Annotated in this window: 22 protein-coding genes; 9 read left to right on the forward strand and 13 right to left on the reverse strand. The window is 66.9% G+C overall.

The features are described from left to right. The first annotated feature begins 9 nt into the window (after positions 1 to 9). Positions 10 to 1,713: a serine hydrolase gene (locus M2282_RS01500; RefSeq protein WP_280807030.1), complete on the forward strand. Its 1,704-nt coding sequence runs from the start codon at positions 10 to 12 to the stop codon at positions 1,711 to 1,713. Here the strand turns inward: M2282_RS01500 and M2282_RS01505 are convergent. The 7 genes from M2282_RS01505 to M2282_RS01535 all read right to left on the reverse strand — a co-directional run bounded on the left by M2282_RS01505 (position 1,710) and on the right by M2282_RS01535 (position 9,241). After that, a complete protein-coding gene (locus tag M2282_RS01505) occupies positions 1,710 to 3,245 on the reverse strand; it encodes a malonate--CoA ligase (RefSeq protein WP_280807031.1) in 1,536 nt (511 codons plus the stop codon). The two genes, M2282_RS01500 and M2282_RS01505, sit on opposite strands and share 4 nt — an antisense overlap. Before the next feature lie 23 nt (positions 3,246 to 3,268). Further along, the gene (locus tag M2282_RS01510) at positions 3,269 to 4,069 is read right to left on the reverse strand and encodes an enoyl-CoA hydratase/isomerase family protein (protein ID WP_280807032.1); all 801 of its coding nucleotides are present in this window, start codon (positions 4,067 to 4,069) and stop codon (positions 3,269 to 3,271) included. Beyond that, positions 4,066 to 5,055 (reverse strand): Bug family tripartite tricarboxylate transporter substrate binding protein, encoded by a 990-nt coding sequence (locus M2282_RS01515; protein ID WP_280807033.1) that lies wholly within the window; start codon positions 5,053 to 5,055, stop codon positions 4,066 to 4,068. The genes M2282_RS01510 and M2282_RS01515 overlap by 4 nt, the downstream gene beginning before the upstream one ends. A gap of 53 nt (positions 5,056 to 5,108) precedes the next feature. Further along, positions 5,109 to 6,575: a malonyl-CoA decarboxylase gene (locus M2282_RS01520; RefSeq protein WP_280807034.1), complete on the reverse strand. Its 1,467-nt coding sequence runs from the start codon at positions 6,573 to 6,575 to the stop codon at positions 5,109 to 5,111. A 46-nt stretch (positions 6,576 to 6,621) separates the two neighbouring features. Continuing rightward, positions 6,622 to 7,290: a GntR family transcriptional regulator gene (locus M2282_RS01525; RefSeq protein WP_280807035.1), complete on the reverse strand. Its 669-nt coding sequence runs from the start codon at positions 7,288 to 7,290 to the stop codon at positions 6,622 to 6,624. 135 nt (positions 7,291 to 7,425) lie between these two features. Further along, positions 7,426 to 8,250, reverse strand: coding sequence for a prolipoprotein diacylglyceryl transferase (gene lgt, locus M2282_RS01530; protein ID WP_280807036.1), 825 nt, complete (start codon positions 8,248 to 8,250; stop codon positions 7,426 to 7,428). 58 nt (positions 8,251 to 8,308) lie between these two features. Next, positions 8,309 to 9,241 carry a LysR family transcriptional regulator gene (locus M2282_RS01535; protein WP_280807037.1) on the reverse strand — a complete coding sequence of 311 codons (933 nt, stop codon included), beginning with the start codon at positions 9,239 to 9,241 and terminating at the stop codon, positions 8,309 to 8,311. 99 nt (positions 9,242 to 9,340) lie between these two features. On the opposite strand from M2282_RS01535, the gene ilvD reads away from it, so the two are divergent. Next, a complete protein-coding gene (gene ilvD, locus M2282_RS01540; protein WP_280807038.1) occupies positions 9,341 to 11,035 on the forward strand; it encodes a dihydroxy-acid dehydratase in 1,695 nt (564 codons plus the stop codon). On the opposite strand, the gene M2282_RS01545 is transcribed toward ilvD, so the two are convergent. Both M2282_RS01545 and M2282_RS01550 read right to left on the reverse strand, forming a co-directional pair. Beyond that, a complete protein-coding gene (locus M2282_RS01545; RefSeq protein WP_280807039.1) occupies positions 11,036 to 11,857 on the reverse strand; it encodes a DUF3592 domain-containing protein in 822 nt (273 codons plus the stop codon). Positions 11,858 to 11,912: 55 nt separating this feature from the next. Continuing rightward, positions 11,913 to 12,164 (reverse strand): TIGR04438 family Trp-rich protein, encoded by a 252-nt coding sequence (locus M2282_RS01550; RefSeq protein ID WP_280807040.1) that lies wholly within the window; start codon positions 12,162 to 12,164, stop codon positions 11,913 to 11,915. Between the two features lie 107 nt (positions 12,165 to 12,271). On the opposite strand from M2282_RS01550, the gene M2282_RS01555 reads away from it, so the two are divergent. After that, entirely contained in the window at positions 12,272 to 12,580 is a 309-nt protein-coding gene (locus M2282_RS01555) for a c-type cytochrome (protein WP_206178944.1), read from the forward strand. 6 nt (positions 12,581 to 12,586) lie between these two features. On the opposite strand, the gene M2282_RS01560 is transcribed toward M2282_RS01555, so the two are convergent. Together M2282_RS01560 and acs are read right to left on the reverse strand one after the other, a co-directional pair. Beyond that, the gene (locus tag M2282_RS01560; RefSeq protein ID WP_280807041.1) at positions 12,587 to 13,093 is read right to left on the reverse strand and encodes a LapA family protein; all 507 of its coding nucleotides are present in this window, start codon (positions 13,091 to 13,093) and stop codon (positions 12,587 to 12,589) included. A 129-nt stretch (positions 13,094 to 13,222) separates the two neighbouring features. Next, positions 13,223 to 15,220 carry an acetate--CoA ligase gene (gene acs / locus M2282_RS01565; RefSeq protein WP_280807042.1) on the reverse strand — a complete coding sequence of 666 codons (1,998 nt, stop codon included), beginning with the start codon at positions 15,218 to 15,220 and terminating at the stop codon, positions 13,223 to 13,225. A gap of 147 nt (positions 15,221 to 15,367) precedes the next feature. Between acs and M2282_RS01570 the strand changes: the two genes are divergently transcribed. Next, a complete protein-coding gene (locus M2282_RS01570; protein WP_280807043.1) occupies positions 15,368 to 16,000 on the forward strand; it encodes a YqhA family protein in 633 nt (210 codons plus the stop codon). Positions 16,001 to 16,020: 20 nt separating this feature from the next. Here the strand turns inward: M2282_RS01570 and M2282_RS01575 are convergent, their stop codons facing one another. Continuing rightward, on the reverse strand, positions 16,021 to 16,938 hold the full coding sequence (locus tag M2282_RS01575) for a LysR family transcriptional regulator (RefSeq protein ID WP_280807044.1): 918 nt from the start codon (positions 16,936 to 16,938) through the stop codon (positions 16,021 to 16,023). 101 nt (positions 16,939 to 17,039) lie between these two features. Here M2282_RS01575 and M2282_RS01580 point away from each other — a divergent pair, with 101 nt between their 5' ends. Next, positions 17,040 to 17,657 carry an NAD(P)-dependent oxidoreductase gene (locus M2282_RS01580; protein ID WP_280807045.1) on the forward strand — a complete coding sequence of 206 codons (618 nt, stop codon included), beginning with the start codon at positions 17,040 to 17,042 and terminating at the stop codon, positions 17,655 to 17,657. Positions 17,658 to 17,714: 57 nt separating this feature from the next. Here M2282_RS01580 and fumC read toward each other — a convergent pair whose 3' ends face one another. Further along, on the reverse strand, positions 17,715 to 19,112 hold the full coding sequence (fumC, locus tag M2282_RS01585; protein WP_280807046.1) for a class II fumarate hydratase: 1,398 nt from the start codon (positions 19,110 to 19,112) through the stop codon (positions 17,715 to 17,717). Between the two features lie 507 nt (positions 19,113 to 19,619). Here fumC and proV point away from each other — a divergent pair. The 4 genes from proV to M2282_RS01605 are packed head-to-tail and all read left to right on the forward strand — an operon-like array spanning position 19,620 to position 24,701. Beyond that, a complete protein-coding gene (gene proV, locus M2282_RS01590; protein ID WP_280807047.1) occupies positions 19,620 to 20,873 on the forward strand; it encodes a glycine betaine/L-proline ABC transporter ATP-binding protein ProV in 1,254 nt (417 codons plus the stop codon). Between the two features lie 21 nt (positions 20,874 to 20,894). Then, positions 20,895 to 22,055 carry a glycine betaine/L-proline ABC transporter permease ProW gene (proW, locus tag M2282_RS01595; protein ID WP_280807048.1) on the forward strand — a complete coding sequence of 387 codons (1,161 nt, stop codon included), beginning with the start codon at positions 20,895 to 20,897 and terminating at the stop codon, positions 22,053 to 22,055. A gap of 23 nt (positions 22,056 to 22,078) precedes the next feature. Then, positions 22,079 to 23,092: a glycine betaine/L-proline ABC transporter substrate-binding protein ProX gene (proX, locus tag M2282_RS01600; protein WP_432422857.1), complete on the forward strand. Its 1,014-nt coding sequence runs from the start codon at positions 22,079 to 22,081 to the stop codon at positions 23,090 to 23,092. Between the two features lie 55 nt (positions 23,093 to 23,147). Then, entirely contained in the window at positions 23,148 to 24,701 is a 1,554-nt protein-coding gene (locus M2282_RS01605; protein WP_280807049.1) for a fumarate hydratase, read from the forward strand. Positions 24,702 to 24,705: the final 4 nt, after the last annotated feature.

Raw genomic sequence — 24,705 nt, forward strand, 5'->3', positions numbered from 1 at the left:
ACCCCGAGCATGTGGAGCGATCTCGAAAGCCTCGTCGAAGCCTCGATGCAGGAATGGAAAGTGCCCGGCCTCGCGCTGGCGGTGATTCAGGACGGCGAGGTGGTGCTGCAGAAGGGCTACGGCGTGCGCGACACCGACACCGGTCTGCCCGTGACCACCGACACGCAATTCCTGCTGTGCTCGATCACCAAGTCGTTCACCGCGGCCGGCCTTGGCCTGCTGGTCGATGAACGCAAGCTCGACTGGGATCGGCCGGTCCGCGAGCTGCTCCCGGAGTTCCGCCTGCAAGACCCGGTGGCGACCGAGCGGCTCACGGTGCGCGATCTCCTGTGCCACCACAGCGGCCTGCCGCGCCACGACTGGATCCACATGCCCGGCGACCTGAGCAACGTGCAGATGCTCGCGGCGCTCAGGCATCTCGCGTCCAACAAAGACCTGCGCGACACCTTCCAGTACTCGAACCTCGGCTACCTCGTCGCGGGAATGATCACCGAGCGCATCAGCGGCCAGCGCTACGAAGACTTCACGACCGAGCGACTGATGAAGCCGCTGGGCTTCAGCCACTTCGGTTTTTCCATCGACGCGCTCGGCGCCGCGGAGGACGGCGCACGCCCGCATGCGATCGATGGCGACGAGCTTCATCGGTCGCCGCTGTCGCCCATCCGCGCCACGCCTGCCGGCGGCATCAACGCCTCGGTGGCGGACCTCGCGAAATGGGCGCGCTTCCTGCTCGACGGCAAGGCGGACGGCCGCCAGTTGCTCTCGCCGCAGGCGCTGCGCGAAATGACGACGCCTCGCGTGCACATGGGACGTTCCCCATACGCGGAGATCGGCGATTCGCACTACGGCCTCGGCCTCTTCTGCGAGCAGTACCGCGGCGATCGCACCGTGGCGCATTCGGGCTCGTGGGCCGGCTGGAGCACGCTCATGACGCTGCTGCCGGAACGCCGCGCAGGCGTCGTGGTGCTGACGAACCGCACGCCGGGCGGCGCCACGCCCATCCTCACATTCGCGGTCCTCGACCGGCTCTGCGGCCGCGAACCGGTCGACTGGTTCGGCCGGCTCGCACCGAAGCGCAAGCAGGCCGTGGCACAGCAGAAGCTCGACAAGAAAGCAGCCGCGGAGGTGCGCCACAGCGGCACCCGGCCGAGCCATGCGCTCGAAGACTACGTCGGCGACTACGAGCATCCGGCCTACGGGCGTATCCACATCGAACAGCGCGCGGACGGACTTGCATGGCGCTGGCGCGGTGCGGAAGACCAGCTCCTGCATCGCCACTACGACGTGTTCATCACGCCGGACCGGCCGACGATCATGCACCCCAGCGATCGCACCCTCACCTTCCGCTACGACCGGCAAGGCCACATCGACCGCGTCGAAGTGCCCCTTGAAGAGATGGTGGAAGACATCGTGTTCCGCCGCGTTGCGGCCGGCGAAGTGCTGGACCCCGCATTCCGCCGGCTGTGCGCCGGGGACTACCTGCATGCCGGCCGCGTGATCGAGATCCGGCTCGATGCAGGCGAGCAGCTCGGCATGACGATCCCGGGCCAGCCGACTTACCGGCTGCTGCCGGCCGGCGGGCGGCGCTTCAACGTCGAGACGCTCGAAGGCTACGGCGTGGAGTTCCGCCAGCCTTCGCCGGAGGTGGTGGACGCGATGGTCTTTCACGAGCCGCGTGTCACCGCGCTCGCGCCGAGGATCGCGAACACCTAGCCGAACAAGCCCTTGTGCTCGGCGCGCAGCAGCGCCTTCTGCACCTTGCCCATCGTGTTGCGCGGCAGCTCGGGCACCACGAAGCAGCGCTTGGGAATCTTGAAGTTCGCAAGCTTCGACTTGAGCTCCGCCACGATCGCATCGGCATCGATCACCGTGCCCGCCTTGGCGATCACGATGGCCACTCCCACTTCACCGAAGTCGGGGTGCGGCACACCGATCACCGCGCTCTCGGCCACGCCGGCCATCTCGTTGATGTAGCCCTCGATCTCGGCCGGGTAGACGTTGTAGCCGCCGCTGATGATCAGGTCCTTGCTGCGCCCGACGATGGTGATGTAGCCGCGGCCGTCGATCTTGCCGACGTCGCCGGTCTTGAAGAAGCCGTCGGCGGTGAACTCTTCGGCCGTCTTCTCGGGCATGCGCCAGTAGCCGGCGAACACGTTGGGGCCGGCTACCTCGATGCCGCCGATCTCATCGGTGGTGCAGTCGTTGCCCTTCTCGTCGCGCACGCGCAATTGCACGCCCGGCAAGGCGAAGCCGACCGTGCCGCCGCGGCGTTCGCCCTGCTCAGGCTTGTAAGGGTTGGAGGTGAGCATCACCGTCTCGCTCATGCCGTAGCGCTCGAGGATGGTGTGGCCGGTGCGCTCCTTCCACTCGTCGAAGGTCTCGATGAGCAACGGCGCCGAACCCGCGATAAAGAGCCGCATGTTGCACACCGCTTCGCGCGTGAGGCCGGGCTCGGCCAGGAGGCGCACGTACAGCGTGGGCACGCCCATGAACACGGTGGCCTCCGGGAGCCTGGCGACGATCTGCTTCGGATCGAACTTCGAGAACCACAGCATCTTGCTGCCGTTGAGCAGTGCGCCGTGCAGCGCGACGAAGAGGCCGTGCACGTGGAAGATCGGCAGCGTGTGGACCAGCACATCGCCCGGCGTCCAGCCCCAGTAGTCCTTGAGTACCTCGGCGTTCGACAGCAGGTTGCCGTGCGTGAGCATCGCGCCCTTGCTGCGGCCGGTGGTGCCGCTGGTGTAGAGGATTGCGGCGAGATCGTCGGGCGACTTTTTCGCGGGCGTGTGCCTGTCGGTGCACTGCGCCGCAACCTCCAGCAACGTGCCGGTGCGGTCGTCGTCGAGCGTGAATACATGCCGCGTGCCCGCCGCGTTGGCGATGGGCCCGACCCACGATGCATTGCGGCTCGTGCACACCACCACCGCGGGCTCGGCGTTGCCGATGAAGTATTCGATCTCGGCGCTCTGGTAAGCGGTGTTGAGCGGCAGAAACACATAGCCCGCGCGCAGCGTGGCGAGGTACAGCAGCATCGCCTCGACCGATTTCTCGACCTGCACCGCGATGCGCGCGCCCTTCTCGAGCTTCAGGGCATCGAGCAGGTTGGCGATCATCGCGCTCGCGCGTTCGAGGTCGCGCCACGAGTAGAAAAGGCCGTTGTCGGTCTCGACCGCAATGCCGTCGAGGTCGGCGGGAAAGGCCGCGCGCAAGGCGGCGAACAGGTTGGCGTTGGTTGGCTTCTTCATCGCTTCGTCTTTGAACCGGTACTTCAGAAATTCGGTGTGCGCTTGGCAAGGAAGGCGGCGATGCCTTCGCGGTGCTCGGCGGAATCGGCGTAGTCGTAGGCTGTGGCGAGCAGGCTCTGCGTGGATTGAGCGCCGGCCTTCAGCATGGCGAAGGTGCGCTTGTGCAGGCGTGCGGCCTGCGGGGCCAGCGCGGCGATGCGGTCGGCGTGCAGTTGCACGGCCGTCGCGACTTCGTTGTCGGGCAGCACCTGCAGCAGGAAGCCCGCGTCGTACAGGCGCTGGGCGCCGTGCACGCCGGCGGCCAGCAGCATGTCGCGCGCGAGCACGTCGCCGATGGCGCCATGCACCAGGGCCGCTTCGCGCGGCGCCATGGGAAAGCCGAGCTTGGCGATCGGCGCGCCGAATTTGGCGGAGCTGCCTGCGATGCGGATGTCGCAGCAGCTCGCGATCTCGATGCCGGCGCCCATGCAGGCGCCTTCGATCTGCGCGACCAGCGGCACGGGACAGTCGAGCAAGGCTTGCAGCGCGGCCCACACTTCGCTCTCGTGGAACTCGCGCAGGCTCGGCTCTTCGAAGCGGAACGACGGGTACTCGGAGATGTCGCCGCCCGCGCAGAAGGCGCCACCCTCCCCGCGGACGACGATGCACCGAAGGCCTGCATCGTCCAGGCCCGCGAACACCGCGCGCAGTTCGCGCCACATCGCGCGCGTCATCGCATTGAGGCGGCCCGCGTTCGACAGCGTGACGACCGCCACAGCGCCTTCGCGCTGCAACGATACGGACGCGCGTTCGCGCGTGGGCGACGCAGTGCCCGCAGCCGTCATTCGAGCTTGGCGCCCGACGCCTTCACGACCGTGGCCCAGCGCTTGATTTCGGAGCTCACGAAGCCGCCGTAGGCCGCCATGGTGAGCGTGGGGATCTCGGAGCCGTTCTGCGCCCAGATGGTCTTGAGCTCGTCGGTGGCGAGCGCCTTCTTCATGTCGTCGACCGCGCGCGCCTGCGCGTCGGCCGGCGTGTTCTTCGGTGCCCAGAGGCCATACCAGGTGGTCACGGTGTAGTCGGGCAGGCCCACCTCGGCGGCGCACGGCACGTCGGGGAAGGCGGGGTTGCGCTTGCTGCCGGCCACCATCAGCGCCTTGATGCGGCCGCTCTTGATGTGTTGCGACGAAGAACCCAGGCCGTCGAACATCAGGTCGACGTTGCCCGAGATCAGGTCCGACAGCGCCGGACCCGCACCGCGGTACGGGATGTGGGTGATGAAGGTGCCGGTCTGCAGCTTGAAGAGCTCGCCCGCCAGGTGGTGCGAGGTGCCCGAGCCGGCCGAGCCGTAGTTGAACTTGCCGGGGTTGCGCTTCACCAGCGCAATGAATTCCTGGATCGTGTTGGCCTGCACGCGCTTGGGGTTGATCACCACCACCTGCGGCACGTTGGCCAGCAGCATCAGGGGCACGAAGTCTTTCTCGATGTCGTAGTCGAGCTTGGGATACACCGAGGGCGCAATCGCGTGGTGCACCGCCCCCATGAAGAGCGTGTAGCCATCGGCCGGCGCCTTGGCCGCGATGCTCGCACCCAGCGTGCCGCCGGCGCCGCCGCGGTTGTCGATCACCAGCGTCTGGCCTGCGATCTTGGTGAACTGACCCGAGAGCGGCCGCGCAAAGGCGTCCGTGCCTCCGCCGGCCGGGAACGGGACGATCATGGTCACCGGCTTGGTCGGCCAGCCCGGGGTCTGGGCGCGCGCAGCGCCGCAAAGAACGGCTGCACCGGCGGCGGCCACGCGCAGAACGTCACGTCGCTGAAAACTTGGGTTCATTTGTCTCTTCTCCGATCTTTGTGGATTTTGCCGCCCGATGCGGCGGTAGGTGCTCAGCCTTTTTTGAAGAACAGGCTTTCGATGTCTCCCGATACCGCGACCTTGCCGTCGCCCAGCCAGGTCCGATGCTTGTCCAGGCGCTTCAGGTCATAGAGATAGTTGACCATGAGCCCGTACGACTGCTTGTGCCCCTTGGGCGACGGGTCGCCCGCCCAGTTCAGCCGCTCCACGCGCGCACCGTTGCCCAGGTGGAAGCGCGCCACCGGATCGACCGGCGTGCCGTCGACCAGCGCGCGGCCCAGGTATTCGGCGGCCGCCTGCAGCAGCCATTGGCGCAGCGGTGACTTGGCATCCAGCGCGGCGGCGCCCTCCACGGCGGCGAGCAGCCGCTCGGCAGTGGGCGGCATGGAGCCGACGAGACGGCCGAGTTCGGCTTCGCGTTTCTCGTCCAGGCGCGGCAGCAGGTCGGCGGCGTTCTTCGCCAGCCAGGTGCGAAAGCCCGGAATCGGCGAGAGCGTGGCGAAGGTCTTCAGGCGCGGCAGTTCGTCCTGCAGCGTCTCGACCACGCGCTTGATGAGCGAATCGCCGAAGCTCACGCCGCGCAAGCCGGTCTGGGTGTTGCTGATCGAATAGAAGATGGCCGTGGTCGCCTTGGCGGGCGGCACCGGCACGGCGGCCTCGTCGAGCAGCGGTGTAATGCCGTCGCTGATGCCGTCGACCAGCGCCACCTCCACGAAGATCAGCGGTTCGTTGGGCAGGCGCGGATGAAAGAAGCCGTAGCAGCGGCGGTCGCTGTCGTCCAGCCGGTTCTTCACATCGGACCAGCCCTTGATGTCGTGCACCGCCTCGTAGCGGATGAGCTTCTCGATCAGCGAGGCCGGCGAGTCCCAGTCAATGCGGCGCAGTTCGAGAAAGGCGACGTCGAACCAGGTGGAGAAGAGATGCTCGAGTTCGGCATCGAGCGCCAGCAGGCGCTTGTCTGCCTTCAGGCACGGCAGCAGGTCGGCACGCAGGTCGACCAGGAAGCGCATGCCCGCGGGCTCGACGGCAAAGCGTTGCAAGAGGCGCATGCGCGGCGAGACGAGCGCGCGGCGCAGCTTCAATTCGGCCTGCCCTTCGTCGGGCGTGCCGACCGCGGCCTGGTGCTGGTCGCGCGCGGTCTTGAGCTTTTGCGCATCGGCGGCGAAGTGCTCGCTCATCAGGGCCCAGTAGTCGCGGCGCTCTTCGGGCGTGGCCACAGCGTAGGCCTCTGCGATGGCGTGGGCCCGGCGGCCGCCCTCGACCTCGCTCACGCGCGGATCGATCACGGCCTGCAGGTCGGCGAGCACGCGGCGCAGTGCGCGCGGCGACAGGGCCTCGTCGGCCTTGCGCAGCGTGACCTGCAGGCGCTCGGCGGTCGTGCGCTCGCTGGGCTTGAGCGTGTTCTTCGGCGCGCTCTTCGCAGTGCTTTCAGGCGCCACGGGCACCTTGGATTTTTCGCCAGAACGCAGCCGCGCCTGGAACCATTCGGTCGCACTCATCGCTGGACTCCCCTGTGGATGGGTTCGGGCACGCCGCGGCGGATCGTCACGGCATCACCCTGGATTTCTGTTGCCGCGCGACCTCGCGCAACGCTTCGCGTTGCCGCGTCAGGTGCGTGCGCATGGCGGCATCGGCACCTTCGCTGTCGCGCGCCTTGAGCGCGGCGAACACGGCCAGGTGCTCCGACAGGCTCTGGTCGAGCCGGCCCGGCGCATGCAGTTGCTGCAGCCGCGCGAGCTTCAATATCTTGCGCAGGTCGCTGATCACCTGCGCGAGCCACCGGTTGTCCGCGAGCTTGATGATCGCCTCGTGAATGATGTGGTTGGTGGCGTAGTAGTCGTTGATGCGGCGCGCCTTGGCATGGCGCTCCAGGCGCTCGTGCAGGGCGTCGAGCTCGTGCAGCTCGGCATCGCTCGCGTTGCGGGCGGCCTCGTAGGCGCAGCGGCCTTCGAGCAGCGCGATCACCGGGAAGATCTCGTCGAGGTCGCGCTCGGTCACTTCGTTGACGAAGCAGCCGCGCCGGGGTTCGTGCCGCAGCAGGCCTTCGGCGGTGAGCACCTTCAGCGCCTCGCGCAGCGGCGTGCGGGAGATGGACAGTCGCTCGCACAGCGCCGCCTCGTCCAGAAAACTGCCCGGCGCCAGCGCGCCCTCGAAGATCTGCTCGCGCAGCGTCGCGGCGACTTCGTCGTGCAGGGAGTTGGGGACCAGGCGCATGGCGTTTGGGGCTGCTGAGCGGGGCTGGCTCGGCGTAATTTCCTGTAATTACGCGTAATTGTGAGCGTGCAAACAATGTGACGCAAGTGTCACGGGCACCCCGCGCGGCCCGTGATTACCCTGAGATCTCCCGCTTCAGGCGCGTGCGGCGACCGTCTTGGCGCGACCGAACCAGAACCACAGCGCGATGCCAGCGATCACCATCGGCACGCTCAACCACTGCCCCTGGCTCAGGCTCAGCGCCCTGAGGCCAAGGAAATCGTCTGGCTCGCGGAAGTACTCGGCAAAGAAGCGCAGTGCGCCGTAGCCGATCAGGAACACCGCGGCCACCTGCCCTTGTTTGCGCTCCTTGCGCGCGTAGAGCCACATGATCGCGAACAGCAGCAGCCCTTCGAGCAGGAACTGGTAGATCTGCGACGGATGACGCGGCAGCATCGAGCCGCTTTGCGGAAACACCATGCCCCAGGGGAGATCGGGGCTGCTGAAGCGGCCCCAGAGTTCGCCGTTGATGAAGTTGCCCACGCGGCCCGCGGCGAGGCCCGTCGGCACGCAGGGCGCCACGAAGTCCATCACCTGCCAGAACGGCCGTGCGCGCGAATGAGAAAACCACACCATCGCGCCGATCACGCCCAGCATGCCGCCATGGAAGCTCATGCCGCCCTGCCACACGTAGAGGATCTCGAGCGGATGGGTCAGGTAGAACTCGGGCTTGTAGAAGAGGCAGTAGCCCAACCGCCCGCCGACGATCACGCCCATCACGCCGAGGAAGAGGATGTCCTCGATGTCCTTGCGCTGCCAGGCGCCTTGCCCGACCAGCGAGCGGTACGGTTCGTGGCGCAGCCGGCGGGTACCGAGAAAGTAGAACAGCGCGAAGGCCGCCAGGTAGGTCAGGCCGTACCAGTGAATGGCGACGGGTCCGAGTTGCAAGGCGATGGGATTGATCTGCGGATACATGAGCATCCGCGGATTGTGCCCGCTGCATTTGACTCGCCCAGGCTTTGCGCACTTCGTGCCGCTTCTAGCCGCGTTCGCGCACGAACGCCACGAAGCGTGCGAGCGCCGGGTTGTTCGCCCCCTCGGGCCACACCAGGCTGGTCTCGCAGACCGGAAGCGCTGGCGCGCTGCGGCGCCGCGCAGCCGGCGCAAATTCCGCGGCGCGGCGATAGACCACGCCCGCGCGCCGGAACTGCGTCACGCTCTCCGGCACCCACGCCACGCCGATGTCCCCGGAGACCAGGTTGACGATGGTCTGCATCTGGATGGCCTCCTGCGCGAGCTGCGGCAAGCGGCCCGCCGCGTGATAGAGCCCGAAGATCGCATCGTGCAAAGAAGGCACGATGCGGCGCGGAAAGATCACCAGCGGCTCGGCCAGCACGTCGGCCAGCAGCAGCTTCTCTGTGCGGGCCAGCGCATGCCGGGCCGGCAGCGCGAGCACCAGCGGCTCCTCGGACACGGCCAGGCGCGTGAGCCCCGGCGGTGCGGCGCCGGGCGAATGCAGCATCAGCCCGGCATCGATCTCGCCCCGCGCGAAGGCTTCGAGCTGCACGTCGCCGGTGGCCTCGACCAGCTCGAGCGCGACCTCGGGGCAGAGCACGCGAAATTCGCGCACCCACGCCGGCAATTGCTCGAAGCCGACCGTCGATACAAAGGCGATGCGGACCCGCCCCACCTGCCCCGCCGCTGCGGCGCGCGCCCGTGCCGGCAGCGCCTGTGCCCGGGCCAGCAACTCGCGCACGTCGGGCAGCAGCGCCTCGCCGGCGGGGGTGAGCGCCACGCGCCTTCGGGTGCGGTCGAACAGCACCACGCCCAGCGTCTTTTCGAGTTGGGCGATGGCCTGCGTCACGGGCGGCTGCGTCATGTGCAGCCGCAGCGCGGCGCGGCCGAAGTGCAGTTCCTCGGCCACGGCGACGAACTGGCGCCAGGCGCGCAGGTCGATCAGTGCTTCATTCATATGCCGAGCATATCAATCTGCACCCCAAATCGGATTGGAACGAATCAATCAGAAGTCCGATACTTGGCTCCCCGATCTCCCCACGATAGAAGAGACACCATGGACACCAAGCCAATCCAGATCAACCGCCGCAGCGCCAACATCGTCGAAGGCAAGAGCCGCGCCCCCAACCGCTCGATGTTCTACGCCATGGGCTACGAAGAGAGCGACTTCAAGAAGCCGATGGTCGGCGTCGCCAACGGCCACAGCACCATCACGCCCTGCAACTCGGGCCTGCAGAAGCTGGCCGACGCGGCCATCGAGGGCATCGAGGAAGCCGGCGGCAACGCGCAGGTGTTCGGCACGCCCACCATCTCCGACGGCATGGCCATGGGCACCGAGGGCATGAAGTACTCGCTGGTGAGCCGCGAGGTGATCTCCGACTGCATCGAGACCTGCGTGGGCGGCCAGTGGATGGACGGCGTGCTGGTGGTCGGCGGCTGCGACAAGAACATGCCCGGCGGCCTCATGGGCATGCTGCGCGCCAACGTGCCGGCCATCTACGTCTACGGCGGCACCATCCTCCCGGGCCGCTACAAGGGGCAAGACCTCAACATCGTGAGCGTGTTCGAAGCCGTGGGCCAGAACGCCGCCGGCAACATGAGCGACGAAGACCTGCACGAGATCGAGAAGCGCGCCATTCCCGGCACCGGCTCCTGCGGCGGCATGTACACGGCCAACACCATGTCCAGCGCGTTCGAGGCACTGGGCATCTCGCTGCCCTACTCGTCGACCATGGCGAACCCGCACGACGAGAAGGCCAATTCGGCCAAGGAATCGGCCAAGGTGCTGATCGAGGCGATCAAGAAAGACCTGAAGCCGCGCGACATCGTGACCAAGAAGGCCATCGAGAACGCCGTGGCCGTGATCATGGCCACCGGCGGCTCGACCAACGCGGTGCTGCACTTCCTGGCGATCGCGCACGCGGCCGAAGTCGAGTGGACCATCGACGACTTCGAGCGCATGCGCAAGAAGGTGCCGGTGCTGTGCGACCTGAAGCCCTCGGGCAAGTACCTCGCGGTCGACCTGCACCAGGCAGGCGGCATTCCGCAAGTGATGAAGGTGCTGCTGAATGCGGGCCTGCTGCACGGCGACTGCATCACCATCAGCGGCCAGACGATTGCTGAAGTGCTCAAGGACGTGCCCGACGTGCCGCGCGCCGACCAGGACGTGATCCGCCCGATCGGCAAGCCGATGTACGCCGAAGGCCACCTGGCCATCCTGAAGGGCAACCTGTCGCCCGAAGGCGCGGTCGCCAAAATCACGGGCCTGAAGAACCCGGTCATCACTGGCCCGGCGCGCGTGTTCGACGACGAGCAGTCGGCGCTGCAGGCCATCCTGGCCGGCAAGATCGTGGCCGGCGACGTGATGGTGCTGCGCTACCTCGGCCCCAAGGGCGGACCGGGCATGCCGGAAATGCTGGCACCCACAGGCGCGCTGATCGGCGCAGGCCTCGGCGAAAGCGTGGGCCTGATCACCGACGGGCGCTTCTCGGGCGGCACCTGGGGCATGGTCGTTGGCCACGTCGCGCCCGAAGCGGCGGCCGGCGGCACCATCGCCTTCGTGAACGAAGGCGACTCGATCACCATCGACGCGCACGAGCTCAAGCTCGAACTGAACGTGCCCGAAGCCGAACTGGCCAAGCGCCGCGAAGGCTGGAAGGCGCCGGCTCCGCGCTACACGCGCGGCGTGCAGGCCAAGTTCGCGTTCAACGCCTCGAGCGCGAGCTCGGGCGCGGTGCTCGACAAGTTCTGATCAGGCCATCATCCACGCGCCGTAGCCAAAGGCTGCAAAGCCCAGGCCGACGATCGCGAGGATGCCGAGGACTTCGAAGTCCCGCGCCGGCGGCAGGCACTGGACGAAGAGGTGCAGCAAGGCGCCCACGCCGATCGTGAAGAAGCCCGCACCGAACTGCTTCATGGGGTTCGGGTCGGGATAGAAAAACGCGAGCGCGAAGCCGGCCAGAAAAACCACGTTGGCCACCACCGTGCCGCGCGTGCGCCAGCGCTGCTGCGCGGGCGTGGGCTCGCGCACTCCCATCCGCCCGCTGCGGTGGCGGCTCTCCTTGATGGCCATGCCGGTGAAGAAGATGCCGGACAGGGTCGGAAATCCGCCAAAGAGCCCGAGCGCCCAGACGATGCCCCACATGTTCTGGAAATCGGCCACCAGCGCCTGTGCGGGATCGGCAGGCTTGTAGCGCACGTCGACCGGATCGTCCGGCGCCTTGTCGGAAAGCCCGCCGCCGAGCCCCTTGACCTGGCGCACCACGCCGTCCGGGGCGGTGTACTCGACGATGGGCGCGCGTGTCGTCGTCGAGCGTCCCTTGCTGTCCTTGCTGCGCTCCTCGACAAACTCGACGAGACGGCCCTGCACGAGCACCGTGCCCGCAATCGATTGATAGCGCTGCCAGCCAACCGTGGCCGCGCCGTAGAGGCCCGCGCAGCCGATCAGCAGCGCCCCGACGCCCACACCCCAGAACTGCTTCTTGCGCCAGCCCACGAGCGCGCCAACGGCCGGCCCGACCATGAGGGAGAGTCCGAAGACAAGCAGTGCGTGGAGGGTGGCTTCGTCATCCATGGCGCGCCTTCATTCATGCAGCGCGAGGGACGGTTGCCGGGGAGCGGCGGTGCGCTCAGCGGCGCGGGCGCCCATTGCTGGTCGGCACGCCCATGTTGGTCTTCTGGCGGTCGATGCGCGCCTGCTTGCGGCGGTTTTCGCGCTCGATGACCTTGCGCTTGGTGTAGCCCGACGAATCGGCCCAGGCCCACCACGCGACGGCCAATGCGAACGGCGACAGCACGATCCACCAGCTCCAGCCGGCGACCATGCCGACTTCGAAGTATTTGAGGGCCAGGCTCAGCAGGCCCAACAGCAGAAACCACATCGCGAATCCCTCCGGGTTGTTGTCAACGCATCCGGACGCCGGTGCACGGCGCTACCTACAATCGCGTTGCATCGAATGTAACCCAGCCCTTACGAAATAAATCCCCCATGAAAAGAGTTCTGTTCGCCGCAGCCCTGGGCCTTGGCCTCGCGGCTCCCGCCTTCGCAGATTTGGCCCTGGCCACATCCAAGAACTGCATGAGCTGCCACGCGGTCGACCGGAAGGTGCTCGGCCCGTCCTTCAAGGACGTGGCCACGAAATACAAGGACGACAAGGGTGCCGTCGACACCCTCGCCACCAAGATCGTGAAGGGTGGCTCCGGCGTGTGGGGTCCGGTGCCGATGCCGGCAAACAACCAGGTCAGCGAAGCCGATGCGAAGAAGTTGGCCGCCTGGGTGCTCGCAACGCCGCGCTGAGGCGGTTCAACCCTGAGGGTTGATGTCGGCCGGAACCACCACCGGCCGGCGCTCGATGCGGTCCTCGAGCTGGCCGATGTGCGCGGCCAAGGTGTTGTCGGTCTGCTCGGAGCGCAGGCGCACCGCGTTCTCCAGCTGATCGATGCGCGCCACCAGCGCCGTGTGACGGTCGGCGTTATGGGCCATGTGCTTGTTCTCCTGCGCTTCGAGGAAATTGCGCAATTCGGTGAAGCGCGAGGCCTCGGCCTTGTCGGCCAGGTCGCGCTGGACCTGCATTTCCTTCGTGTGGCGCTTGGTGTCCAGCAGCACCGAGCTGTGCAGGTACAGCACATAGACCAGGAAGAAGGCGGCCAGCACGACCGTGAGGCCCAGCATGATCAGGCCGAGTGGCCCCGACACGGTCATGAAGCCCAGCCAGATGTCGGTGGGAGCCGACAGCGTCCCCCAGTTCAACGCGGCAAGCACTGCGATCAGCAGCACGATGACGAACAGGAAAGCGGATCTCACGCCCATGGGGGGCCTCCTCTGAAAAGATCGAACACAACAACCGACGCCGCACGCGTCGAGGCGCGCGGCAACGGGTTGGTTTTACCTCAGGCAAAGGGCACGTCCGGCGCCGCCGGACGGAGAGACGGCCACGTCCTACAGTCGTTCTGACAACTGTTCGAGGATTGCGGGATTTTCGAGCGTCGAGGTGTCCTGCGTGATCTCTTCGCCCTTGGCGATGCTGCGCAACAGGCGCCGCATGATCTTGCCGCTGCGCGTCTTGGGCAGGTTGTCGCCGAAGCGGATGTCCTTGGGCTTGGCGATGGGGCCGATTTCCTTGGCCACCCAGGCGCGCAGTTCGTTGGCGATCTGCTTGGCTTCTTCACCGGTCGGGCGCGCGCGCTTGAGCACGACGAAGGCGCACACCGCCTCCCCCGTCACGTCGTCGGGGCGGCCCACCACGGCGGCTTCGGCCACCAGGTCGGTCTTGGACACCAGCGCCGATTCGATTTCCATCGTGCCCAGGCGGTGGCCCGACACGTTCAGCACGTCGTCGATGCGGCCGGTGATGCGGAAGTAGCCGCGGTCTTCGCTGCGCACAGCGCCGTCGCCGGCCAGGTAGATCGTGCCGCCCATTTCCTCGGGGAAGTAGCTCTTCTTGAAGCGCTCGGGGTCGTTCCAGATCGTGCGGATCATCGAGGGCCAGGGCCGCTTGATGACCAGCATGCCGCCCGCGCCGTTGGGCAGGTCCTTGCCGGTCTCGTCGACGATGGCGGCCATGATGCCCGGCAGCGGCAGCGTGCACGAACCCGGCACCAGCGGCGTGGCGCCCGGCAGCGGCGTGATGACGTGGCCGCCGGTTTCGGTCTGCCAGAAGGTATCGACGATCGGACATTTCTCGTGGCCGATATTGCGGTGGTACCACATCCATGCCTCGGGATTGATCGGCTCGCCGACCGAACCGAGGATGCGCAGGCTCGAGAGGTCCCAGTTCTTCGGGTGCACCTTCTCGTCGCCCTCGGCCGCCTTGATGAGCGAGCGGATGGCGGTGGGCGCGGTGTAGAACACGCTGACTTTGTGCTTCTCGATCATCTGCCAGAAGCGGCCCGCATGCGGGAAGGTCGGGATGCCCTCGAAGACCACCTGCGTTGCGCCGGCCGCGAGCGGCCCGTAGGCGACGTAGGTGTGGCCGGTGATCCAGCCGATGTCGGCCGTGCACCAGAACACGTCTTCGGGCTTGATGTCGAAGGTCCAGTCCATCGTGAGCTTGGCCCACAGCAGGTAGCCGCCGGTGGCGTGCTGCACGCCCTTGGGCTTGCCGGTGGAGCCCGAGGTGTAGAGGATGAACAGCGGGTGCTCGGCGTTCACCGGCACTGGGGGGCAATCGGTGCTCTGGCCCTTGAGCGCTTCATCGAAGGTCTTGTCGCGCCCTTCCACGCGGGTCCATGCAGTGGGCGTGCGCTCGTACACGAACACGGTCTTGATCGACTCGCAACCGCCGAGCGCGATGCCATCGTCCACGATGGCCTTGAGCGGCAGCTCCTTGCCGCCGCGCAGCTGGTAGTTGGCGGTGATGACGGCCACGGCGCCGGCGTCGATGATCCGCTCCTGCAGCGCCTTGGCCGAGAAGCCGCCGAACACCACGCTGTGCGTGGCGCCGATGCGCGCGCATGCCTGCATCGCGATCACGCCCTCGACCGTCATCGGCATGTAGATGATGACGCGATCGCCCTTGCTGATGCCTGCGGCCTTCAGCGCGTTGGCGAACTGGCTCACGCGGGCGAGCAGTTCCTTGTAGGTGACGTTGGTGACGGTGCCGTCGTCGGCTTCGAAGACGATGGCGGTCTTGTTCTCGACCGGGGTGCCGACGTGCTTGTCCAGGCAGTTGGCGCTGGCATTGAGTTCGCCGTCGCCGAACCATTCGTAGAACGGGGCCTTCGACTCGTCGAGCGTGCGGGTGAAGGGCTTGGTCCACTGCAGGTTGCCCTGGGCCAGGCGGGTCCAGAATCCCTCGAAGTCGTCTTCGGCTTCCTTGCAGAGGGCGTCGTAGGCGGCCATGCCGGAAATCCGGGCGCCTTCGGTGGCGCGGGCATCGGGGGGGAACACGCGGTTCTCGACCAGTACCGATTCAATGTTTTTAGATGCGCTGCTCATTCGCTTTGTCTCCTGGATGGGTGCGGCCGTAATGTCGACCGGGCCACTTACGGGTCACTGACGGGTCCGATGTTAGTTCGCAGGGTTATCACGGGTGCGTCACGGGGGCGCCCCTAAAATCGCCGGTCCTCCACGAACCCCCACCCGATGTCCGCTCCCGATCCCTTCGACCCCCTGAACCCGCCCACTCCCCGGACCTATCCCATGGGACCGTTGCCCCGGCTGATCTTTGCGAGCCGCTGGCTGCAACTGCCCCTGTACCTGGGCCTGATCGTGGCGCAGGCGGTGTACGTGGTGCACTTCCTGGTCGAGCTGCTGCACCTGGTCGAAGCCGCATTCGGCAGCCAGACCGCGCTGCAGGCCCTGATCACCAGCATCGGCTACAAGACCACCGCGCCGATCGGCGCGCTCAACGAGACGGTGATCATGCTGGTGGTGCTGGCGCTGATCGACGTGGTGATGATCTCCAACCTGCTGATCATGGTGATCGTGGGCGGCTACGAAACCTTCGTGAGCCGCATGAACCTCGAAGGCCACCGCGACCAGCCCGAGTGGCTGAGCCACGTGAACGCCTCTGTGCTCAAGGTGAAGCTGGCCACCGCCATCATCGGCATCAGCTCGATCCACCTGCTCAAGACCTTCATCAACGCGGACAACTACACCGACCGCGTGCTGATCGCGCAGACCGTGATCCACATCGCCTTCCTGTTCTCGGCCATGGCCATCGCCTACACCGACAAGCTGATGAACCAGGCGGCAGCCGCCAACCTCCGCCACTGAGCGGATCGCGCCGCCCTGCCTCAGCGGGGCGGCGGCAAGTCCCAGGACGGCACTTCGGTGAAGCGTGCGGCCAGAAAGTCGAGCATCGTGCGCAGCGTGGCCGGCATGTGCTTGCGCGAGGTGTACACGGCGTACATGCCGACGACCTGCGGCTCGCAATCGTCGAAGAGCGGCACCAGTTCGCCAGACTGCACCAGCGCCGCCGTCAGGTAGGTCGGCAGCATCGCGATGCCCGCCCCCGCCCGCGCAAGGCACATCAGGCTCGCGGCATCGTTGGCCGACACGTTCCCGTTCACCGCCACGGACAACGGCGCCCCGTCCGACTTGCGGGTGAAATTCCAGAGGCTGTGGCCGAAATAGGAATGCGTGAGGCAGTTGCGCTGGGCCAGTTCGTCCACGCGCAGCGGCTTGCCGTGCTCCTTCAGGTAGGCGGGCGACGCGCAGACCACCGAGCGGCATGTCGTGAGCCGGCGTGCGATGAGATTGGGGTCGATCTCCGCCGCCGTGCGGATCGCCAGGTCGATGCGCTCGTCCACCAGGTTGACGGTCCGGTCCAGCAGCACCAGGTCGACCGCCACGCCCGGGTAGAGCCGCACGTAGTCCGCGATGGCGTCGGCCAGCTGCGCCTGCGCGAACGAGGTGCCGGTCGTGATGCGCAACTGGCCCTGCGGCGCCTCGGCCGGATGCCGCACCGCGGCCTGCATGTCGCCCGCGAGTTCGAGCACCTGGCGGCAGCGCGGCAGCAGTTCTTCGCCGGCGGCGGTGAGGCTCAGGCGGCGCGTGGTGCGGTGCAGGAGCCGCGCGCCGGTCCATTGCTCCAGCTCGGCCACGTAGCGCGTGACCACCGGGCGGGACATGTCGAGCTTCTCGGCGGCGGCAGAAAGACTGCCCGAGTCCACCACGTTCACGAACACCCGCATTGCATTCAATCGATCCATTCGAACGATTTTAGGAATAAAGAAGAGCGGATTTCGAGGTATTTCTTTCGAAAGCAGAAACCTAAGATGCGATTCATCCCATCCACTTTCTGGAGTCACTCATGAGCCACATTGCCATCATCGGCGCCACCGGACGCGCCGGCGGCCGCCTTCTCGAAGAAGCGCTGCGCCGCGGCCACACCGTCACCGCCATCGCCCGCAAGGCCAGCGAGAAGCTGTCCGGCCGCGCCAATGTGAAGGCCATCGACCTCGACGTGCTCGACGGCCCCGCGCTCGAAAAAGCACTGGCCGGCCACGACGCCGTGTTCAGCGCCGCGCACTTCGCCACCGTGCCGCCCGCGGCCGTCATCGAGCCGGTCAAGCGCGCGGGCGTCAAGCGCCTGCTGGTGGTCGGCGGCGCCGGCAGCCTGTTCGCGGCACCCGGCCTGAAGGTGATCGAGACGCCGAATTTCCCCGACGCCTACCGCGCCGAAGCCACGGCCGGTGGCGTGTTCCTCGATGCGCTGCGCAGCGAGAAGGATCTCGACTGGACCTTCCTCTCGCCCTCGGCCGAGTTCGTCGAAGGCGAGCGCACGGGCAAGTTCCGCCTGGGCAAGGACGACCTGCTGGTGAGCGCCGAAGGCCGCAGCTGGATCACTTTCGAGGACTACGCGATCGCGTTCATCGACGAGCTCGAAAAGCCGGCGCATTCGCGCCAGCGCTACACGATCGGCTACTGATCGGCGGGCAATGAAAAAGGACCCTCGCGGGTCCTTTTTCGTGAGCGGCTGCTTGGATCAACGGCCTGTCATGTTCTCAGGCACTACCCACTGGTCGAACTGCTCGGCCGTCAGGTGCCCCGACGCAATCGCTGCTTCGCGCAGGCTCGTGCCTTCCTTGTGCGCCTTCTTCGCGATGTAGGCCGACTTGTCGTAGCCGATGTGCGTGTTGAGCGCCGTCACCAGCATGAGCGAACGCTGCACCAGCTCGGTGATGCGTTCGCGGTTCGGCTCGATGCCCACCGCGCAGTGGTCGTTGAAGCTCACCATGCCGTCGGCCAGGAGGCGCACGCTCTGCAGGAAGTTGTGCGCCACCATCGGGCGGAACACGTTCAGCTCGAAGTTGCCCGAGGCGCCGCCGATGTTGATGGCCACGTCGTTGCCGAACACCTGCGCGGCCAGCATCGTGACGGCTTCGCTCTGGGTCGGGTTGACCTTGCCCGGCATGATCGACGAGCCGGGTTCATTCTCGGGAATGCTCAGCTCGCCGATGCCACTGCGCGGGCCGCTCGCGAGCCAGCGCACGTCGTTGGCGATCTTGTTCATGCTGGCGGCGAGCGTCTTGAGCGCGCCGTGGGCATGCACCAGCGCATCGACGCTGGCCATGGCTTCGAACTTGTTCGGCGCGGTCACGAACGGCAGGCCCGTGAGCTTCGCCAGTTCGGCGGCCACCTGCTCGGCATAGCCCTTCGGCGCATTGAGCCCAGTGCCCACGGCCGTGCCGCCCAGCGCCAGTTCGCTCAGATGCGGCAGCGCGGCGCGCACATGCGCCTCGCCGTGCGCCAGCTGCGCGACGTAGCCCGAGAACTCCTGGCCCAGCGTGAGGGGCGTGGCGTCCTGCAGGTGGGTACGGCCGATCTTCACGATGTCGGCAAAGTCTTCGGCCTTCTTCGCCAGCGTGCCGCGCAGCTTGGCGATGGCGGGCAACAGCTTGTGCGTGATGGCCTCGACGGCGGCCACGTGCATGGCGGTCGGGAACACGTCGTTGCTCGACTGGCTGCGGTTCACGTCGTCGTTCGGATGCACCAGGCGCCCTTCCCCGCGTTCGCCGCCGAGGATTTCGCTCGCGCGGTTGGCCAGCACCTCGTTGACGTTCATGTTGGTCTGCGTGCCAGAGCCGGTCTGCCAGACCACCAGCGGGAATTCGCCCGGGTGCTTGCCGGCGATGACTTCGTCGGCCGCGGCCACGATGGCCTGGGTCTTCTTCTCGTCCTGCAGGCCCAGCGCGTGGTTGACCACGGCCGATGCGCGCTTGACCTGCGCCAGCGCCTTGATGATCTCGCGCGGCTGCTGCTCGCCGGAGATGTCGAAGTTCTGCAGCGAGCGCTGCGTTTGCGCGCCCCACAGCTTGTCGGCCGGCACGTCGATCGGTCCGAAGGTGTCGCGCTCGGCACGGGTCTTGGGGGAAGTCGTCATGAGAAAAAGCTCCGCAGTCTTGGATGGTTGCGCCGCCTGGTCGGGCGCGGGCCCGAGTATCGGCCAACAAGAATAGCTCGCATCTGACGGGGCCATTGGGCCGCCGCCGACATCACGGTACGCCCGTTGGGTTGACTCGCGTCATGTCAAAAAGTTATAATCATTGGCTTCAGACGACCAACAAGTCATGTAAGTCATGGTTGGTCGGCCCTGCACTACTCGCGGATCTTCGAATCCCGTCGCGGTGCAAGGCTCTCACCGCCGGGCCCTGCCCGGCAAACCGGCCGGATCTTTCCGGCCCCACTGCCACGCCACCATTCGGCGGGCACTGGTTTCGTCGCCACGTCGTCTTCAGTGCCTGTCGGCAGCCTCCAAAGGCTCGCCGGGCCATTGCACGCGTTCTCTCGCGCTCTCTGTTCTCGGGAAGCTCCATCGGCTGATGGCGTGACCGTTGCCGTCCTCCGGGGCGGTGCTGTGTCCAATCTTCACCTAAAGGAGCCCCGGCGTATGGCCAAAGGAATTCTCATCGACCATGTCTTCAAGGTGTTCGGCGATTCGCCCGAGCAGGCCCTCGAACTCGTCCGCCAAGGTTTTTCGAAGAAGGAAATCCTCGCCAGGACGGGCCAGTCGATCGGCGTGTTCGATGCCACCTTCGAGATCCAGGCCGGCGAGATCTTCGTGATCATGGGCCTGTCGGGTTCGGGCAAGTCGACGCTGGTGCGCCTCCTGAACCGGCTGATCGAGCCGACCGCCGGCCGCATCGTGATCGACGGCGCGGACATCAACGAACACTCCGACGCCAGGCTGCGCGCGCTGCGCCGCAAGGACATCAGCATGGTGTTCCAGTCGTTCGCGCTGATGCCGCACATGACGGTGCGCGAGAACACCGCGTTCGGCCTGGAGCTCTCCGGCACGAGCAAGAAGGAGCGCCTCGCACAGGCCGACAAGGCACTCGCGCAGGTGGGCCTCGCGGGCTGGGGCGACAGCTACCCCGACGAGCTCTCCGGCGGCATGCAGCAGCGCGTGGGTCTGGCGCGAGCATTGGCTTCGGATCCTTCGATCCTCCTGATGGACGAGGCCTTCTCGGCGCTCGATCCGATCATCCGCACCGAGATGCAGTCGGAGCTCTTGCGTCTGCAGCAGGAACAGCGCCGCACCATCGTCTTCATTTCGCACGACCTCGATGAAGCCATGCGCATCGGCGACCGCATCGCGATCATGAAAGACGGCCAGGTGATCCAGGTCGGCACGCCCGACGAGATTTTGCGCAGCCCCGCCGACGACTACGTGCGCAGCTTCGTGCGCGGCGTGGACGCGGCGGCCGTGTTCAAGGCCGCGGACATCGCGCGCAAGTCGCTCACCGTGGTGTCCGAGCACCCCGAGCGCGGCGCACGCGCGGCGCTCAAGCTGCTGGAAGACCAGGACCGCGACTTCGCCTACGTGACCAGCCCCACCAAGCGGTTCCTGGGCGTGGTGTCGGCCGACACGCTGCGCGGCGCGCTCGACGGGCACTCGGGCCCGCTGGGGCTGCAGCACGCGTTCCTGGCCGACCTGCCGCGCATCGACGCCGAGGCGCCGGTGGCCGGACTGATCGGCCAGCTCGCGCAGGCGCCGTGCGCGCTGCCGGTGGTGGCGGGCGACGGCCGCTTCTGCGGTGCGATCAGCAAGACGACGCTGCTCAAGTTCCTGGACCGCGAAACGCCGCCGATCGAGCCCGTCTCCCCGCACGCAGCACCCGCGCTCGCCGCCGAACCGCACTGAATTCACGAAGGACCCTGAACGATGAACGACACCACACTTCCTTCCGACCTGGGCGCCGCATTGAACAACGCTCCAGCGCCGGCCGCCTTCGTCGATCCGTGGGAGGCGCTCTCGGCCGCGCCCGACACCTCGGCCACCAGCGCCTGGCTCGATGCACCGGTGAGCGCCGCTCACCAGCTCGCCGGACAAGCCGACGGCGCCACCGGCGGCTTCCAGCTGCACCGCCTCTGGGACGGTTCGCTCCCCGTCGAGTCCTGGATCAACCAGGGCCTCGGCTGGGTGGTCGAACATTTCCGCCCCTTCTTCCAGACGGTGCGCCTGCCCATCGACAGCACGCTGAACTGGGTGCAGAGCCTGCTCACCGGCCTGCCGACGCTCGCGATGATCGCGCTCATCGGCCTCTTCGCCTGGCAGTTCGCCGGTCGCGCGCTGGCCATCGGCACCACGGTGGCGCTGCTGCTGGTGGCCATGCTGGGCATCTGGCCCGAGGCGATGGTGACGCTGTCGCTGGTGCTGACCTCGCTCGTCTTCTGCATGGTCATCGGCCTGCCGCTCGGCGTGCTGCTGGCCAGCAGCGACCGGGCCCAGCGGATCATGCGGCCGGTGCTCGACGCAATGCAGACCACGCCGGCCTTCGTGTACCTCGTGCCGGTGGTGATGCTCTTCGGCATCGGCAACGTGCCGGGCGTGATCGTGACCATCATCTTCGCGCTGGCGCCGCTTGTACGCCTGACCAACCTGGGCCTGCGCCAGGTGCGCCCCGACCTGATCGAGGCCGCGCGCGCCTACGGTGCCTCGCCCTGGCAGATGCTGGTGAAGGTGCAGCTGCCGCTGGCCATGCCGTCGATCATGGCGGGCATCAACCAGGCGTTGATGCTGTCGCTGTCGATGGTGGTGATCGCCTCGATGATCGCCGTCGGTGGCCTCGGCCAGATGGTGCTGCGCGGGATCGGGCGGCTCGACATGGGCCTCGCGACCGTCGGCGGCCTCGGCATCGTGCTGCTGGCGATTTCGCTCGACCGGCTGACGCAGGCGATGGGCAAGTCGCGCCGCAGCGCGGGGCGACGCTGGTGGCACACCGGGCCGGCCGGCCTCGCGCTGCGCGTGCTGCAGCGCCTCGTGGGCACGCCTTCGCGCGAAGCGGACGGGCGCGTGCCTGCCCTCTCCACGCAAGCGCAATGACACGTCACGGAGGACAACAACGCATGAAGAAAACCCGTCTCATCGCCCGCAGCCTTCTGGCCCTCGGCTTCGTCGCCTTCGGCATGGGCGCCCACCTGGCCCACGCCGCCAACGACCTGCCCGGCAAGGGCGTCACCGTGCAGCCGCTCAAAAGCTCGCTCGCCGAAGAAGCGTTCCAGACGCTGCTCGTGATGCGCGCCCTCGAAAAGCTCGGCTACACCGTCGAACCCATGAAGGACCTGGAGCCTGCCACCGAACACCTGGCGATTGCCAATGGCGATGCCACCTTCATGGCCAACCACTGGAGCCTGCTGCACGCCGATTTCTACAAGAACAGCGGCGGCGACGCGAAGCTCTCGCGCACCGGCGTGTACTCGGACGGCGCGGTGCAGGGCTACCTGATCGACCGCAAGACGGCCGAGCAATACAACATCACCAGCATCGCGCAGCTGAAGGACCCGGCGATCGCCAAGCTCTTCGACGCGGACGGCGACGGCAAGGCAGACCTCACCGGCTGCAACCCCGGCTGGGGCTGCGAACTGGCCATCGAGAACCACCTGAGCGCCTACAAGCTGCGCGACACCGTCACCCACAAGCAAGGCAGCTACGCCGCGCTGATGGCCGACACCATCGCGCGCTTCAAGCAGGACAAGCCGGTGCTGTACTACACGTGGACGCCGTACTGGGTCAGTGCCGTATTGCGGCCGGGCACCGACGTGGTGTGGCTGCAGGTGCCCTTCTCTTCGTCACAAGAGGGCAAAGCCGACACGCAACTGCCGAACGGCAAGAACTACGGCTTCCAGGCCAACCGGGAGCAGATCGTCGCGAACAAGGCCTTCGTCGAGAAGAACCCGGCGGCGGGCAGGCTGTTCGAGGTGATGAAGCTGCCGATCGGCGACATCAACGCCCAGAACCTGCGCATGAGCCAGGGCGCCAATACGCAGCAGGATGTGGAGCGGCACACCGATGGCTGGATCAGGGTGCATCAAGCGCTGTTCGACGGCTGGATCGACGAAGCGCGGGCCGCTGCGAGGTAGCTGGCGGCGGCTGAGATAATCGGGGGGCGTTTCTCACTACAAAAAGCCCCCCACCATGACGACCACGATCCAGCAGGCCGACCTGATCGAATCGATCAGCGCCGCGCTGCAGTACATCAGCTACTACCACCCCGCCGACTACATCGCCCACCTGGCCCGTGCCTACGAGCGCGAACAGAGCCCCGCGGCCAAGGACGCCATTGCGCAGATCCTCACCAACAGCAAGATGAGCGCCACGGGCCATCGCCCGATCTGCCAGGACACCGGCATCGTCAACGTGTTCCTCAAGGTGGGCATGGACGTGCGCTGGGGCGGCTTCACCGGCAGCTTGGACGACGCCATCAACGAAGGCGTGCGCCGCGGCTACAACCACCCCGACAACACGCTGCGCGCCTCGGTCGTGGCCGATCCGCAGTTCGACCGCAAGAACACCAAGGACAACACGCCCGCGGTGATCTTCACCGAGATCGTTCCGGGCAACACCCTCGAAGTGACGGTCGCGGCCAAGGGCGGCGGCAGCGAGAACAAGAGCAAGCTGGTCATGCTGAACCCCGGCGACAGCGTGGTCGACTGGGTCCTGAAGACCGTGCCCACCATGGGCGCCGGCTGGTGCCCGCCGGGCATGCTGGGCATCGGCATCGGCGGCACCGCCGAGAAGGCCGCGCTCATGGCCAAGGAAAGCCTGATGGACGACCTGGACATGCACGAGCTGCAGGCCAAGAAGGCTTCGGGCGCCGAGCTCAGCAAGGTCGAGGCGCTGCGCATCGAGCTGTACGAGAAGGTCAATGCGCTGGGCATCGGCGCGCAGGGCCTGGGCGGCCTGGCCACCGTGCTGGACATCAAGATCAAGATGTACCCCACGCACGCGGCCAGCAAGCCCGTGGCGATGATCCCCAACTGCGCCGCCACCCGCCATGCGCACTTCGTGATGGACGGCAGCGGCGCGGTGTACCTCGACCCGCCTTCGCTCGACCTCTGGCCCAACGTCAACTGGGCGCCCGATGAAAAGAAGAGCAAGCGCGTCGATCTCGACAAGCTCACGCCCGCCGAAGTGGCGAGCTGGAAGCCCGGCGACACGCTGCTGCTCAACGGCAAGATGCTCACCGGCCGCGACGCCGCGCACAAGCGCATCCAGGACATGCTGGCCAAGGGCGAGAAGCTGCCGGTCGATTTCACCAACCGCGTCATCTACTACGTCGGCCCGGTCGATCCGGTCGGCGACGAAGCCGTGGGCCCCGCCGGTCCGACCACCGCCACGCGCATGGACGGCTTCACCGAAATGATGCTGGCCCAGACCGGCCTGATCGCGATGATCGGCAAGGCCGAGCGCGGCCCGGTCGCCATCGAGGCGATCAAGAAGCACAAGAGCGCCTACCTCATGGCCGTGGGCGGCGCCGCCTACCTGGTGAGCAAGGCCATCAAGACCGCCAAGGTCGTGGGCTTCGCGGACCTGGGCATGGAAGCGATCTATGAATTCGACGTGATCGACATGCCGGTGACGGTGGCGGTCGATGCGGGCGGCACCAGCGCGCACATCACCGGCCCGGCCGAGTGGCAGAAGCGCATTGCCAGCGGCGAGTTCAAGACCATCATGATGGAAGAGGCCTGAGGCC

The organism is Variovorax boronicumulans (genome assembly GCF_029892485.1).
GTDB classification, from domain to species: Bacteria; Pseudomonadota; Gammaproteobacteria; order Burkholderiales; family Burkholderiaceae_C; genus Variovorax; species Variovorax boronicumulans_B.